Here is a 14,982-nt window from a genome sequence, read left to right on the forward strand (position 1 = left end):
CGCTACCGCCCGCCCAGAGCCCAGCCTCTTGGCCGGCAAAGGGATCCTGGCGGGGGCTTGCCGTTGTTGGCCTGTCGCTCAAGCTCCAGCAGTCGGCGCACCCGCTCCTCGGTGGGGGGATGGGTTCTGAGAAGGGACGGTTCGGGGATGTGGTACCCCGGCAGCAGAACCCGCCGCCAGAGAGATCGCTGGCTTCGCTCGAGCTTGACCAGGGCGCTGGCCAGACCTGCGGGGTCGCCGGTCAGTGCGGCGGCAAAAAGATCGGCGTCATATTCGCGCACCCGCGACAGGCCCAGCTGGGCCAGGGCGCTGAGCTGGGGGGCGAAGATCATAATCAGCACCACCGGCCAGATAACGGCCGTATCGGAAACGAGAATCAGCGGCAGATTGAGCAACAGCAGCAGCTGGCCGACCTCCGACAGGGCGCTGGTCAAGCGGGTGGTCATATCGGCCAGGCTCATCACCCGGATGTCGTTGTTGTCAACGTGGCTGAGCTCATGGGCAAGCACCCCAGCCAACTCCCGCTCATCGAGGGTGTCGAGCAGACCGGCAGTCACCGCCACCGCTGCGCGGCGGCGGGTGCCCACGGCAAAGGCATTAATCATGGCGCTCGGCAGGTAATAGAGCGTCGGCGGCTGAGGGAGACCCGCGCGCTGCGCCAACTCGGAGACCAGCCGATAGAGCTGAGGTGCTTCGGAGGCAGCCAGATGCCGGGCGCGGTGCACACGCATGATCAGCTGAGGCGATGCTGCCGGACTGAACAGGGCGAACGCCGCACCGGTCAGAAGCAGCCATACCAGACCGCTGCGCCCCCAAAGCAGCCAGCCGATCAGAGCCAGATAGCTCACGAGAAAGATCAGCAGCAGCAGGGTCTGCAGGCGGTTGAGCAGGGAATGTCGCTTCCAGAGTGGGGGCGTCGTCATCGCTTCCCTCCTTGCCCGTTTCTGCCCTGTTCGCTTCAGGGGCCAAGTCGCATGAGTTCGCACCGCAGCCGTTCGAGCTCGTCGAGGAGCTCAAGAGCCAGGGCCACCCCGGGCAGATTGATGTCGAGATCGCGCTGCAGATGCAGGGCGGTCCGGGCACGGCGCAGGCTGCTGCCGGGGAATCGCCAGTGGAGAGGTTCGGATCCCTGTGGTTCGAGAATTCCCTCCTCGACCAGTTCGATGACGCGTTCGGCGGTCACGGTGCAGGCTCGACTCAACTCGGCCAGGCTCAGCGTCGTCCGATCATCGAGAAGGCTCCCGCTGAGAATCGGCAACAAATCCTTTCTCATGATTTCTCCTCAGACTCCGAGCGCGGCCCGGGGGTTGAAGGCAAGCTCGCGCTCCATCTTGCGATAGAGTTCTTTTGCCTTGGCGTTGTTCGCCGGCGGCAGAACGATCTTGAGATTCACGTAAAGATGGCCCGCCGGTTCGCCCGGCAGTCCCCGCCCCTTGAGACGCAGTCGTTTGCCATCGGCCGAATTGGCCGGGATCTGCAAATCGACTACCCCCCCGGGTGTGGGGACTTTGACTCTGGCTCCCAACGCCGCCTCCCAAGGGGCGACCGGCAGGTCGAGATAGAGATCTCTGCCGTCAACCCGATAGAATGGGTGAGGGCGGAAGACGATCTCGAGAAAGAGATCGCCGGCACTGCCGCTAGGCAGTTCACCTCCCTGGCCCGGTAGTCGGATATGCTGGCCCTCGGTGACCCCCGGCGGGATGCGTACCCGAATTTCTTTTGACCGGATACGCGGCAGGCCGTTATGCCCCGTTTCGGGAACCTCCATCGTCACCGTGCGGGTCGCACCGCGAAAGGCATCTTCCAGGTCGATGACGAGGCGGCCATGAAAGTCCTCACCGCGTCGGCGATAAGTGGCGCGCCTCCCGGTCGAGCGGCGTCTCGAGTCGAAGCGGCCGCCGAACAGCGATTCAAAGAAGTCGCTGAAACCTTCCGTGTTGCCGTCGGTGAACCCGCCGCCGAAGGAAAACTCCTCCTTGGTCCAGCCGGGTGGGGGGCGGAAATCCTGTCCTTGCTGCCAATTGGCGCCGAGCCGGTCGTAGGCCGCACGCTTCTCGGGGTCTTTCAGCACCTCGTAGGCCTCGCCGACCTCTTTGAACTTTTTCTCGGCATCCTTCTCCCTGCTTACGTCGGGATGGTATTTGCGGGTGAGCTTGCGGTAAGCCCGCTTGATCTCATCCTGCGAAGCGTTTTTCGCGATCCCGAGGATGTGGTAGTAGTCTTTATATTCCATAAATATTCCATAAAATTTCTGCTCCGTTGTCCATCGCCATCAGTCCCTTAATTCGCCAGGTAGTAGCTCCGAATGGGGCGCAGGTCGTCCTCAAGCTCATAAACGACAGAGAGACTCGTGGGGATGTTGAGCCGAGCAGTCTCCTCATTCGAAAGGTTGTCTGAATATTTCAATAGGACCCGCAGTCTGTTGCCGTGGGTGGCGATGATGACCCGTTTCCCATTTGACATTGGGGGCGATATTTTCGTGCATTTCCCGGTTCCAGTTGTTTTCTCCATGCCGTATCAACACCAGCTTTTTCATGATCGTCTCCACTCAGGCGTGCTGAGATAACCAGATACATCTCTTCGCCGATAATGCGAAAGAATGAAGAATCGAAGATGATCTTGAGATTTTGACGTACATTGCTGGGGCTCTTGTCCCTCGCTAAGATCCGAATGGTATTTTGCATTAGCTGGCTGTATTCCCACTTGATCGAATTCTGCGAGGTTATTCAAAGCCGAAAAATTTATGTAGTAATACTTCTAGCCACTCAGAATGTGGCACCTTTGCCTTCCCCCTCAGTCCACCACCTCCGCTCGGGCCTGGCAGGTAAAAGTTAACTGCCCATTCTCCACATCGACCCGGACGGTATCGCCCGGCAGGAACTTGCCGGCGCAGATAGTCGATCTGGATGTCGGTTATGGCGCGGATCTGCTCTTTACCCAGGGGGTGAAACACGACAATCTCATCGAGGCCGTTGATGAATTCGGGCCGGAAATGCTGGCCGGCAACCTCCATCACGGCCGCCTTCATGCGCAGGTAGTTTTCCTCCCCTGATAGCTCCTGGATAAGCTGAGAACCGAGATTGGAGGTCATCACCACCACCGTATTGCGGAAATCGACCGTGCGCCCGTGACCGTCGGTCAGCCGGCCGTCGTCCAGCACCTGCAGCAGCACGTTAAAAACGTCGCTCTGGGCCTTCTCCACCTCTTCGAGCAGGATCACCGAGTAGGGCCGGCGGCGCACCGCCTCGCTCAGATAGCCCCCTTCGTCGTAGCCGACATAGCCGGGCGGAGCACCGATCATTCGCGCCACCAAGTGCTTCTCCATGAACTCGGACATGTCGATGCGCACTAGCGCCTCTTCGGTGTCGAAGAGAAATTCTGCAAGCGCTTTGCACAACTCGGTCTTGCCGACCCCGGTCGGTCCGAGGAAAAGGAATGAGGAATGAGCCGTTGGGACGGGTGGGATCTGAAAGACCGGCTCGGGAGCGTCGGATGGCATCGGCTACTGCCTTGACTGCCTCGTCCTGACCGACCACCCGCCGATGCAGGGTCTGAGTAGCTTCTCGCGTTCGCCTTCGAGCATCTTGGCCGTCAGCACGCCTCAACCCGAGCTGCAGAGGGTCAGTTCCCGCGCGTCGGCTTCCGGGACCTGCTCTCTGCCGACACCCGGAACAAAACGGGTGATGGCCCCCGAAGCCCGCTGATAGAGCCGCTGCCAGCCGTCCAACAGTGAGTCCCAGATGCGGCTTACACCTTCACGAATTTGTTGTCAGGTTGCCATGAATCATCCTCCTTTTTGTTTTCCTGAATAAATATTAAGAGCTTTACAGAACAGCGCTTTTTTGTCCGGGGCCTCATCCCCTTACTCGGCTTTCTCGTTCTGCGACTCGGCAGGAGCTAGGTCGTCCTTCTCAGACGGCTTTTTGTCGGCAAGGAAGTTGGAAATTTGCTGCTTGATCTTGTCGAAAAATCCCTTCCCGTGCTTGCCTCCCTCTGTTTTCTTCCTGATTTCATCCAGTTGTTCGTACATAGGTTTGAAGGCCTTCTTGTCGCCATAGCCGAGCAATTGAGCTATTTTCAACTGGGTCTGCGCCTCGTCCAGCAGCGATTCCAGTTGTTTGTTGTCCTTTTCGCTACGCCCTTGGTTTTCGGCCAGTTTTTCTGCCTCTTTCAGAATGGCCTCGGCGCGTACCACCGGCAGCGGAAGCACCTCCTCTTCGACAACCACCAGAGTGTTGAGAGCCATCTGCAAGGCCCTCCTGGCCTCCTCTAGCTTGCCCTCATCGATCAATGGCGCGACTTCTAAGATGGCATCCGGGTAGGTGGCCAGCGGGATGTTAACGGTTTCGATCACGATTTCGCTGGCAAGATTTGCCACCAAGTGCCTGGCCTTTTGCACTTCGCCGTCTTCAAGATAGTCCTCGGCCTTCTTGATCGCTTCTTCGATGGTCTCGACTTTGGCATAAATATCGTAAGACGTTACCCTGACATCTACCGGCGCCAAGGCAAGGTCAGGGTCCCGAGCAACGATCAGTGCCAGCTTACCGGTGGCCAACTCCAACGCTTTCAGGGCGTCGTCGGGCTTTTTCTCGTCAAGGGCCTTCAGGGCTTTTCTGGTCTCTGCAATCGCGGCGCTGGCTTCGGCCAGGATGCGCTTACGCTGCTCGGCGGTCTTGCCCTCCGCTTCTTTTGCCACCGAGGTCTGTACCGCCTGGGTCGCTTCGGATTGGGCCTCGGGCTTGTCCGGCGATTCATTGTCGTCGGCCATTACTGGACCGGTGAGGGCAAGACCCAGAAACGAGATTGCAATGATCAACAATTTCAGCAGCCTGTTTTTCATGACAGCCTCCTTTGCTTTGGGTGGGTTTAAATCTCCCGAATTTCCTGGAAACCCAGGGTCTCGGGTGTCGGCAAGTCGAGTTTCCCGTTTCTTGAATTTAGTTGTCTTTCGAGACGTCCTCGAACCCGGCCTCGACCACATCGTCCTCGGCCGGTCCACGAGGGTCGCTTCCGGTTGCGGTTTGCGCCTTTTGTTCGTAAAGTTTCTGAGCCATGGAGGCAGATGCTTCGCTGAGCGCCCGGCTTCTTGACTCGATGTCATCCTTGCTCTCGCCCTTGAGCGCCTCTTCCAGGTCTTTGATGGCCGATTCGATCCGCTCTTTTTCGCCGCTTTCGAGCTTTTCTCCCGACTCCTCCAGTGACTTGCGGACCTCATGCACGAACGCCTCGCCCTGGTTGCGGGCAGTAACCAGTTCGCGGAAGCGCCGGTCTTCCTCGGCGTGGGCCTCGGCATCGCGGACCATCCGTTCAATCTCCTCCTCGGTGAGGCCGCTGCCGGCCTTGATCACCACCGACTGCTCTTTGCCGGTCGCCTTGTCCTTTTCGACCGTCGGATCATCGTACCGACGGCCGATCAGGCGTTTGATAGCGAATAGGGTATTCTGCGGGTTGGTCACCGCCTGGCGCTTGGCCGCCTGGCCCACCAGGACCCCCCCTTGTCTTTGGTGTAGGCGACGATTGAAGGGGTGGTGCGTCCCCCTTCGTTGTTCTCGGCGATCTTCACCCTGTTCCCTTCCATGACGGCAACGCAGGAGTTGGTGGTTCCCAGGTCAATTCCGATAATTTTTCCCATGATCCGTATCTCCTCTTTCCGGTCTAACGTCTTTCCTTGGTTTCAAGGCGAACGGAAAGGATTCATGATGGTTTCTGCAGAGCTGCCAAATACTCCTGTCGGTCTTCGCTGAAATTTATTACTTCAAAAATTGTACCATGAAAAAATCTATTTTTTTCAATGTATTGCATCTTGATTTGGCCGCCGCATCGTGGAACAGCGACGTCACATGCGACAATGATTTTGACATCCTCGGGGGCGCCACGAGGCATCGCGCTAGACATCCTTTTCCGGGCAGGACCCGCCGGGATCGCCTTCGGAGACTTTGATCCAGGCTCGCAACACTTCGGCGACGCTCCAGGCCTGCGAGACGCAGCCCTTAGGCAAAAATGGCGGCTCCGCATCGAAAACCTCGCTGATCGACCCGATGCAGGTGTCGTCGAGGTGAGTCATGATCTGCTCGATATAGCGTCGGGCCCGGGAGCGTTCATGCGGGTGGACCCGCAGCCAGGAATCGACATAGAGACCGGCGAGCCAAGGCCAGACAGTTCCTTGGTGGTATGCGGCATCGCGGGCGAGGACGTCGCCGGCGTAACGACGCTGGTAGTCGGGATGACCCGGCGCCAGTGTGCGCAGGCCAGCCGGTGTTTCGAGGTGGCGGCGCACCGCCGCGAATACGCTGGACCAGTAGCGGCGTTCGAGTACGGGATAAGGCAGGGCCAGGGCGAAGATCTGGTTAGGGCGCAGGGCCGCGTCATTGCCCCGGTCGCCGTCAACCACGTCGTAGAGATAGCCGAGTTCGGCATTCCAGAACCGCCGGTTGAAGGATCGTCGCACCTTTGCAATCAGAGTCACGATCTCGTCGCGCTCGGCGTTGGGGGCGCAGCCGGCAAGCCACTGGGCGTAGATATTGAGAGCGTTGAACCACAAGGCGTTAATCTCTACCGCCTTGCCGCGCCGCGGCGTCACGACCCAGTCGCCGGCCTTGGCGTCCATCCAGGTCAGAGGCAGGTCGGCCGTTCCCTGTCGCAGCAGGCCATCAGCCGGATCGACTCCGATGCCGAAGCGGGTGCCGCGGATGTGATTCTGAATGATCTCACGCAGCACCGGCAACAGCAGCCGTCTGGTGGTCGGGTCGCCGGTGGTGTGCAGATAGCGGTCGGCGGCGTGAAAGAACCACAGGGTCGCGTCGCTGGTGTGATAGACACCTTCATTCCTGCCCTCGGGGAACATGTTGGGAATCAGTCCGTCACGAACGTAGCTGGCAAAGGTGCGCAGGATGTAGCCGGCCTCGGTATAGCGTCCGGTGGCCAGGGTGAGTCCCTCGAGGCTGATCATCGTGTCCCGGCCCCAGTCGGTGAACCAGTGATAGCCTGCGATCACCGAGCGCAACTCATCGCCGCGGGCATGGGCGCGCACCGCGTCGGCAGTGCGCGTGCTCGGCGTGATCACGAACTGGTCCGAAGCCAGTACCAAGTGGACTGCCGGCTGCGCCTGGGCGCAGACCGGAGCGTCGTCGACCAGCTGCTGGCGCCGCACCTGCTCGGCTTGCTGCGCCTGCGGCGGGGTAAGGGCGCGCAAGGTGTCCCAGTCCTCGACAGAGGCCACCAGCACCACCGTTTCTTCTGGCCCGAGACACGCACTGAAGTGGCCAGGCGTCCACAGGCGATCATGAGCAAAATAGCCGCGCTGCTTCTCAACGCGGTAGAAGGCGTCGGCAAAGGCTCCGCCGGTAAGGTTGAAGCTTCGCTGTTCACCATGCAGCAGAAGCCGCAGGTCCGGATAGCCGGCGGGCGCCTTGACCTTGAAGGAATGGCCATTGGCCTCGACGCGGTAGGGTTGGTTCAGGTCGCAGGAAACCTCCTGCGCCTGGGGACGAAAATGCATGAACGGCTGCAGGCGAATCTCCACCGGTCGCGGCCCCTCGAGCAAATAGTAGCTGAGATGGACAGTATTCTGCCTGTGAGGCATAATCAGGCTTTTTTCAACCACATAGTCGCGGTAGCGGTAGCGCCACACGGGCAATCCCCCCCGCAGCTCGAAGTATTCGAGAAGCGGCGTTCCGGGCAGCAACAGCCGACCCTCTTCGGGCTCCTCGCCGTCCAGCCGCACCGCACGCCCCCCGTCGAAGACCAGCTCTTCGGTACAGCGTGAGAGCATATTCACACGTCCCATCGGTACCGGCAGAGCGGCTACCAGCAGACCGTGGTAGCGTCGGGTGCAGACCCCTGCCAGGGTGCCGCTGGCATATCCCCCCAGGCCGTTACCGACCAGAAATTCGCGATAGATAAGCTGCTCGCCACCGGCTGTACGGCGGTTCCAGACAAACCGCCGGCGGATGCCGGTCACCGGCAGGTAGGGGTGCGAAGTCCTCAAATCAACCTCCCAATCGTCCTTCGACCTTGAACAGCATGACGATGCGTTTGGGCGCCAGCACCACCGCCGCATGACCGGGCACCAGCCAATACTCTCCGGTCTCCAGGGAAGGAGTGCCGCCTCCTCCGTACCAGGGCGCTTCGCTTGACCACAGCAATTCCCAGCGTGATTCTTCCGGCGGGGCGAGCAGCGGCTCGGGGACCTCGGCAAGTTTGAGGTCGCGTCCGAAGTTGACCAGCAGCAGCCGATCGCCCTCATCGCCGCCGAAGAAGCGAAGCACGAAGGCTTCGGGCCCAAGGACCGCGCCGTGCAGCCAGTCGCTGCGCTGGGCCCGAAAAACCGCATCTTCCCGTCTCAGCGTCAGCAGGTCGCGGTGGAGACAGTAGATTTCGTGGTGCGTCTGCCGCTCGCCCTGATCGACCTTTGAGCGCTCGAAAGTCTGCCGCCCGGCGGGGTCGGGGATGCAGTTCTGCACCGCCTCGCCGCGCAGACTGCGGAATTGCTCGAGAAAATGCAGCCGTCCCTTGCGGACCTGCTCGCCAAGTTCGCCGTGGTGGTCGGCAAAGTAGAAAAACGGGCTCGAAGCCCCGAATTCCTGCCCCTGGAAGAGCATCGGCGTCTGCGGCCCGAGCAGCAGCAGCGCCGTCATGGCCCGGAACCGGCCGGGCGAGCTCAGCGTGTGGCAACGCTCGCCTCGGGCGCTGTTGGCAACCTGGTCGTGGTTCTGGATAAAGTGGATAAAGGCGGCGGGCGAGATATCGAAGGCAGGGGTGCCGCGTCGTTTGCCCTGCCATGAATAAAGCTGACCCTGATATAGGTAGCCCCATTTGATGGCCGAGATGAACTCCTGCGGTGCTCCCAGGTGATCGGTATAGTAGGCCTCGTTGTGACCCGAAAGTACCACCATCGCGCTGTGATGGTAGTCGTCGTTCCACAGGGCATCGAGCCCGAAGCCGCCATCCTCGGGAGCGCGGACGAAGCGCACATCCTGCGGTTCGTTCTCACCGATCAGTACGATTGAGCGGCCACCGGCGGCCGTCCGGGCGCTCTCGGCGATCTCGAGAACCACATGGCGCGGCGAGCGGTCCACGATCGCCTGGGTTGCATCGAGACGCAGGCCGTCGAGGTGAAATTCATCGATCCAATAGCCGGCATTGCAGATAATCAGCTCCCTCACCGGTGCCGAATTGACCCCGTCGAAATTGAGGGCCTCGCCCCATTCGGTCTCGTAGCGATCGGTGAAATAGTCGAGGGAAAAACTGCGCAGAAAATTGCCTACCGGCCCGAAGTGGTTGTAGACGACATCGAGGACGACCCCCAGGCCCAGACTGTGGGCGTTGTCGACGAAACGGCGGAAATCGTCGGGTGTGCCGTAGAGTCTCGTCGGAGCGAAGAGGTCGACCCCGTCGTAGCCCCAGCCGAAGCTACCGGCGAACTCGGCGACCGGCAGAATCTCGAGCAGGGTAATTCCGGTGGCCGCCAGCTCTTGAAGATGGCGGGAGGCCGCCTCCCAGGTTCCCTCCCGGGTAAAGGTGCCGATGTGCATTTCGTAAATCACCTGTCCCGACAATCGCAGTCCCGTCCAATTCTGGTCGGTCCAGGTGAAGGCGGCGGGATCGATCGCCTGGGAGGGCCCCTCGGGCCCCTCGGGCTGAAACCGCGAAGCAGGGTCGGGATAGAGCTCGTCGCCATCTTCGAACTGATAGCGATACAGGGATCCGGTGCCGGCCTGCGGAACCAGGCAGGAAAAGTAGCCGTTGCTCTCGGCAATCATCGGTATAACGGTGGGGACTTCGTGCCCGTTCTCCAAAACAATCGAGGTCTTCTTCTGGCGTGGTGCCCAGACCCGGAAATGCACCCCGCCTTCCGCCTGAATCTCGGCACCCACCGGAAGTCTGCGTGATCGCTGCTCGTTCATTGTTCGACTGCCTTCCAGCGGCCGGCATCCTGCCGGCGGCATCTCGCCCCTAGCCGCGAGGGCGAAATGACGGGGGCTGTTACCTGGAAATGTCGGAATGCGGGCATGAGTGGGTCAGCCCTGTCTGATCTCGATTTTGCGCCGGTTCTGCCTGGCCGCCTCCGACTTGGGCAGGCGAATCTCAAGAACCCCTTTGCGGTAGCGTGCCTCGATCCGTTCATCATCTATCTCGGCGGTGATGGGAATCCGGCGCAGAAACGAGCCGAAATGACGTTCAGCATGGTAATATTGTGTCTGCCGGTCATCCTTCTCTTCGCGCTTTTCGCCGCGGATGGTCAGCATGCCTTCGCCATAGGTCGCCTCAATATTTTTTTCATCCATGCCAGGGAGTTCTACCGTCACGAGCACCTCGCGCTCGTTTTCCTTGATGTCGAGTGTCGGCACGAAATTTCCCGACTCGGCCAGAAGATTCTCCGCACCCATATCGTGGGTGCGGATGAATTCGGCGAAAAGCCGGTCGATTTCGTGCCGCAGTTCCATCATCAGATCACTGCGGTTCATTCTCCCACTCAAGGGGCGTTCGCCACGGCGCCAGGACATCTGATTCTTCACGTTCATTTACTCATTCTCCTGAGGGAGGCCGTTTGTATAGCGGGTCATGATTTAATGGCGATGCGTTGCGGGCGGCTGGCCGCGGCTTTAGGCATGACGACGGTCAGGACCCCGTTTTTGAGTTCGGCCGAGGCCCTCTCCGTGTCGATGTCCTCAAGTAGCTGAAACTGACGGTAATAATCTGTCAGAGCGAATTCCTGCCATTTTGTCTGGCCTCTTTCGGTCGCCTCCACCCAAGCTCTGATGGTCAGGAAACCGCGCTCGAAGTCGATATCGAGATTTTCGCGTTTCGCGCCCGGCATGTCGGCCACCAGGGTCAGGTTGTCCTCCGTTTCGTAAATATCGACTGCCGGCACCGCGTAACTGCCGGTCGTGCGGCGGACAGGTGACGTTTCATTGCGAGGGGATAATTCTTGATTAGTCATAGAGTGCGCCTCCTCCGTAGGTCGATTGTCGCTCAGGCGAAGTTCACAGCGATTTTTTTCGGTTTGGCCTCATCCGCTTTCGGCAGGGTCACCATCAGAATGCCGTCGCGATATTCAGCCGAAGCTTTGTCGGTCGCTACCATGGCGGGGATGTCGATAGCACGAAGAAATCTGCCGGCTCCCCGTTCACGGCGGTGCCAAGTCCTGCCCTTCGGATCAGGTTCCTTGCGTTCGCCGGAGATGGTCAGAGCCCCTTTAATGACATTAATTTCGACCTCCTTGGATTCCAGCCCGGGCAGCAGAGCCTGCACATAGACGTTGTCCTCATCTTCGCTCAAGTTGACTAGTGGAAATTCACCCGTACCAAGTCCCGGCAAGAATGCAGGGGTCAGCAGCCCACGCGAACCAAAATTTCGAAAAGCATTGTCGATCTTCCTGCGCAAGTCTTCCATTTCTCTGAATAGGTCCGTTGCTACCATGGCTATCCTCCTTCAAGTTCTGGACACTCCGTGCCGTTGTAATTCACCCCAATTTATTTGGGTCTTTATAGGTTTTATATATAGATAGAGATAGGCATTTTTAAACGCCACCCTTCCTTTTTGTCGGTATCATCAAAAGGGGTGAGGTCGCTAAACTGTGATTCAGCAAATTTTTTGGCAACAAAAATACTAGGCAAAATCTTTTTTCCATTAATTGGATCAATTTTGTATCTAAAAAATTCTTTATCATTTACTTTTTTTGTTTTAGTATTTAATTCTCTGTTGTTAGTATATATTTCTAGTATGTATGAATTATTGCTGGTTTTTCCTTCTATATTTATTTTTACTCCATCTTTATTTTCATCTATAAATTTTGAAATTATTGTCTCTAGTATTGAATTAATTTTTCTCTTGTCTACGGAAATTTTTGTATCTTTATTTTTAATATCTAAATTAATTTTATACTGTTTAGGTTGATTTTTTATTATGTTTTTTAAATTGCTAAAACATTCTCCAACATCAATATTTCTAATTCTTAAACGAGGTCCGAAACCAAATGCGGAATGTACTATATCAAATGTTTCTTCTGAAAAATTAGATATGTCTAGGCCTTTTTTTTCTAACAATTTAAGTAAATTTTTTCTTTCTTCATTGGAAATTTCGGGTTTCTGAAGAAGAAGTTGGACAAGACAAAGAATAGTGGTTAATGGAATGCGTAACTCCTTGTAGACAGCATCAAAGAATTCAACAATTTGGGTGTCGATTCTACTTTTATAAAAATCTGCCTTTTTTTCGTCGAACAAGTGGCAGGATCCCAAGTTTTCTCCAAAAATCATTTCCTGAAAGCTCCCCTGTTGATAGAGATTCTGATAATCACCTTGCCACTCAAACCTTTAACACATGGACCGTCCCCAAAGTCCGAGGGCACAGTGGATTAATTTTCCCTTCTTGAAGGAAAGGAACTGGGGTGGTATTTTATGTGTTTGTAATTGCTGAAATTATCGAGGCTCCGAAGTAGAGAAAAAGAACTGATTTCCATATTAGTTCGCAACTCGAACTTGTCAAGGGTGTTTTTGAAAAAAGTTCCTTTTAAAAACTTTTTTTTATGCTAGTCTTTTTTTTCGAGGAGAGGGTAAAGAGATGAAAGAGCAAGAAAAAATTACTGATATCAGACCGCAGATCGCTACCCTTATCGGAAACAAACCACCCTATTCTTGGGCGTCTGATGTGGGTATTCCCAAGGGGTCTTTTTTCAAGATTTGGAACAAGGGTGCCGCGCCTCTGTTGCCTCACCTAATCCAGATTGCCGATCAGGAAGGGGTCACTCTTGATTGGCTAATTACAGGAAAAGGCCGAATGTACCGGGGGGAAAACTTCGATGAGAAAAATGGCGCCAAGCCTGATGCAGGACAAATCAAGGAAGGAACCCACCCGAACCCGCATCGGTTATTTCCGGAGAACTTTGATTCAAAACTGTTTAAAAAAGTTAGCAAGGCTGTTGAACGAATAATAGATCAAAAGAAAGTCATACTTCCTCCCAAAAAAATTAGCGATATAAATCTTCTTTCTTACTCAGATGCCTTTTGGAAAGGAAAAATCATCAACGAGGACTACATAAACATACTGGTAGATCTTGCTTCTTAAATTTTTTTACTGGTAGAGTTTATCAACAAGTTGTTCCCTCCAATCCATCTTGCATAATTCACTAAAACGCCTGATTCCGTGAGATGTCTTCCCGCTTTCCGGTTTTCTCGTCCCAAGTGGCGAAAATGGGGGGCGAGAATGTCGCTCAGTTGAAAATCCGGCTCTCTGAAGGGCCTCAGCAAGCTTCGATCTTTGACAGATTGCCCGCAAAGTGCCAATCAAGGCGATTTCAGGACGAGTTCGATCGTGAACACCGCAAGTGCCCGGGTTTTGTCATCTTCTTTTTGGCCGGCCTCTGGCCTATCCGTAGGCCAATCGTTGATAAAGGCCGGCGAACGCTTGGAAAGACGCGCCGCTATGGCGACTGAAGCGTAAATACAACCGTCGGCCGGTCTCGATCATGCGTGCCGCCAGACACATCAGTTCCTGGATGACCGTCTTGATGCGCCGGCGCTTGGCCGGGTGTCGCACTGGCGTTTTCTCGCCGAGCAAGCCGATCTGCCCGATGAAGCGCAGGATGTTGTAGGCCAGTGCGGCACAGGTCATCACCAAGCTGTTGACCTCAAATTTGCCCGAGGGCAGTCGCTCAAGATCCATGTCGGTTTTGAGCTCGCTGTGAAACTGCTCACTGGTGCCGTGATCCTGGTAAAGAGCGATAATCTTCTCGGCGGACAGATTCAGCGAGGTCCACCAGCCCTCCAGCGTGATGTCGGGCTCGAGCAAAAGCTGGCCCTTCTTATCGATGGTGCGCTCGGTAACGCGGATGACCCGGCGGCAGCTCAACTCATGTTTCTGCCCGGTTTCGTCTTTCCAGCTATGAGTGTCGCGGACACTGAAAATGGCAATGCGCTTTCCCGGGCGCGGCTGGCTGAGCTTTCCTTCGGCGAAGGCCCGCCGGTGCCAGAGGGTTTTGCTGTGCCCGCGGGGGTTCCATTTCAGGATGTAGTCCACCCGCTCATGGGAGGCCAATTCCATGCGGGTCTCCCAGGCATCGTGGCCGGAATCGAGGCGCACCAGCAAAGGGGCGGCGGTCAACGAGAGCGCCTTGTGCAGCACCCGGCCAAGAAACGGAATGAAGTTTTTCTGGCTGTGCTGGGAGCCCTCGCGCTGCTCGATCTCCAGAAGCCAGCCCTCCAGGGCCAGATAGGCGGCAATTGGGGCAAACCCGTCATACCCATGGTAGGTGCGCGAGACGCCTTGTTTCTTGGTCCCGGAATTATCCTGGGTGAAGACGTCTATATCCACAGGAACGTGGCCGGTGGACACGGCCGAGAATAACGCCCCTGATTTTTGAAGGAACTCGGTGACGCAAAAGTTGGCGATCGTTTGAAAGGTTTCGGCTTGCGCCTCCAGGCGCTGGCGCAGAGTCGGTTCGGAAGGAACGCCCTTAAGCCCGAAAGATTCTTTGAAAAAACGGTCCTGGCGAAATCCGCTGATGGCCTCGAAATCGCTCTTGCCGAGACAAAGCAGGCCGATATAGCTGCGAAGCACATCGGCGTGCGAGATGGCTCCCTTTTTCAGTGGGCCGAGCTGTCCCAGGCGCTTGGTCAGGCTGGTGAAGCGGTTGAGGCACAGCCCCACCAGGGCCAGCCCGGAGTGGGAGCTGTAGAACTCCTCCTCGGATTTCTCGATGATAAAGCGTTTCATAGAACTCACCCACGGAGTGAAATTTTTGTGGGCTATAAGATAGCACAAATAACGAAATGTTTCAGCAACTTACATGCATTCGTGGAAAAGTTTTACGATTGTAATCTCACGGAATCAGGAAACGTTTCAGTATCCGTTTCGCTGATCGGCCTTTCATGCGCCCTATCAATTCCGAATCAGACATTCGCGCAACACGATTCGCAAAGCACTGAAACAGCCTTACGACGGCTATTCGCAGCGTCAATATCAGCCGTTCCTGGTCCGTTTTCG

13 protein-coding genes and 3 pseudogenes are annotated in these 14,982 nt (G+C 56.6%); 1 reads left to right on the forward strand and 15 read right to left on the reverse strand.

Annotated elements, in window-relative coordinates; translation table 11 throughout:
• Positions 1–2: 2 nt before the first annotated feature.
• The 14 genes and pseudogenes from GSUB_RS01100 to GSUB_RS01170 form a co-directional block, all read right to left on the reverse strand.
• Positions 3–923 (reverse strand): zinc metalloprotease HtpX, encoded by a 921-nt coding sequence (locus GSUB_RS01100; protein WP_084211633.1) that lies wholly within the window; start codon positions 921–923, stop codon positions 3–5.
• Between the two features lie 35 nt (positions 924–958).
• On the reverse strand, positions 959–1,273 hold the full coding sequence (locus tag GSUB_RS01105; RefSeq protein ID WP_040198793.1) for a chaperone modulator CbpM: 315 nt from the start codon (positions 1,271–1,273) through the stop codon (positions 959–961).
• Positions 1,274–1,282: 9 nt separating this feature from the next.
• Positions 1,283–2,233 (reverse strand): DnaJ C-terminal domain-containing protein, encoded by a 951-nt coding sequence (locus GSUB_RS01110; protein ID WP_040198795.1) that lies wholly within the window; start codon positions 2,231–2,233, stop codon positions 1,283–1,285.
• A gap of 47 nt (positions 2,234–2,280) precedes the next feature.
• Positions 2,281–2,460: pseudogene (gene gpmA, locus GSUB_RS19995) on the reverse strand (2,3-diphosphoglycerate-dependent phosphoglycerate mutase); the annotation flags it as partial.
• Between the two features lie 418 nt (positions 2,461–2,878).
• Positions 2,879–3,601: pseudogene (locus GSUB_RS01120) on the reverse strand (AAA family ATPase); the annotation flags it as partial.
• Positions 3,602–3,727: a hypothetical protein gene (locus tag GSUB_RS19840; RefSeq protein ID WP_268747556.1), complete on the reverse strand. Its 126-nt coding sequence runs from the start codon at positions 3,725–3,727 to the stop codon at positions 3,602–3,604.
• 135 nt (positions 3,728–3,862) lie between these two features.
• Positions 3,863–4,840 (reverse strand): YfdX family protein, encoded by a 978-nt coding sequence (locus GSUB_RS01125; RefSeq protein ID WP_084211635.1) that lies wholly within the window; start codon positions 4,838–4,840, stop codon positions 3,863–3,865.
• 97 nt (positions 4,841–4,937) lie between these two features.
• Positions 4,938–5,632 (reverse strand): annotated as a pseudogene (locus GSUB_RS20145) (Hsp70 family protein).
• Positions 5,633–5,887: 255 nt separating this feature from the next.
• Positions 5,888–7,987, reverse strand: a complete 2,100-nt coding sequence (locus tag GSUB_RS01145; RefSeq protein ID WP_235269863.1) for an amylo-alpha-1,6-glucosidase — start codon at positions 7,985–7,987, stop codon at positions 5,888–5,890.
• Position 7,988: 1 nt separating this feature from the next.
• Positions 7,989–9,905: a malto-oligosyltrehalose trehalohydrolase gene (treZ, locus tag GSUB_RS01150; protein WP_052464316.1), complete on the reverse strand. Its 1,917-nt coding sequence runs from the start codon at positions 9,903–9,905 to the stop codon at positions 7,989–7,991.
• A gap of 114 nt (positions 9,906–10,019) precedes the next feature.
• Positions 10,020–10,523 carry an Hsp20/alpha crystallin family protein gene (locus tag GSUB_RS01155; protein WP_052464318.1) on the reverse strand — a complete coding sequence of 168 codons (504 nt, stop codon included), beginning with the start codon at positions 10,521–10,523 and terminating at the stop codon, positions 10,020–10,022.
• A 38-nt stretch (positions 10,524–10,561) separates the two neighbouring features.
• Complete coding sequence (locus GSUB_RS01160) at positions 10,562–10,942, reverse strand: Hsp20/alpha crystallin family protein (RefSeq protein WP_040198806.1); 381 nt, start codon at positions 10,940–10,942, stop codon at positions 10,562–10,564.
• 32 nt (positions 10,943–10,974) lie between these two features.
• Positions 10,975–11,421, reverse strand: a complete 447-nt coding sequence (locus GSUB_RS01165; protein ID WP_040198808.1) for an Hsp20/alpha crystallin family protein — start codon at positions 11,419–11,421, stop codon at positions 10,975–10,977.
• A gap of 74 nt (positions 11,422–11,495) precedes the next feature.
• Positions 11,496–12,257: a histidine kinase gene (locus GSUB_RS01170; RefSeq protein ID WP_040198811.1), complete on the reverse strand. Its 762-nt coding sequence runs from the start codon at positions 12,255–12,257 to the stop codon at positions 11,496–11,498.
• 304 nt (positions 12,258–12,561) lie between these two features.
• Here GSUB_RS01170 and GSUB_RS01175 point away from each other — a divergent pair, with 304 nt between their 5' ends.
• Entirely contained in the window at positions 12,562–13,065 is a 504-nt protein-coding gene (locus GSUB_RS01175; RefSeq protein WP_040198813.1) for a helix-turn-helix domain-containing protein, read from the forward strand.
• Positions 13,066–13,365: 300 nt separating this feature from the next.
• Here the strand turns inward: GSUB_RS01175 and GSUB_RS01180 are convergent, their stop codons facing one another.
• Positions 13,366–14,712, reverse strand: a complete 1,347-nt coding sequence (locus GSUB_RS01180; RefSeq protein ID WP_040198815.1) for an IS1380 family transposase — start codon at positions 14,710–14,712, stop codon at positions 13,366–13,368.
• Positions 14,713–14,982 lie beyond the last annotated feature (270 nt).

This window comes from Geoalkalibacter subterraneus (assembly GCF_000827125.1).
In the GTDB taxonomy this organism is placed as follows: Bacteria; Desulfobacterota; Desulfuromonadia; order Desulfuromonadales; family Geoalkalibacteraceae; genus Geoalkalibacter_A; species Geoalkalibacter_A subterraneus.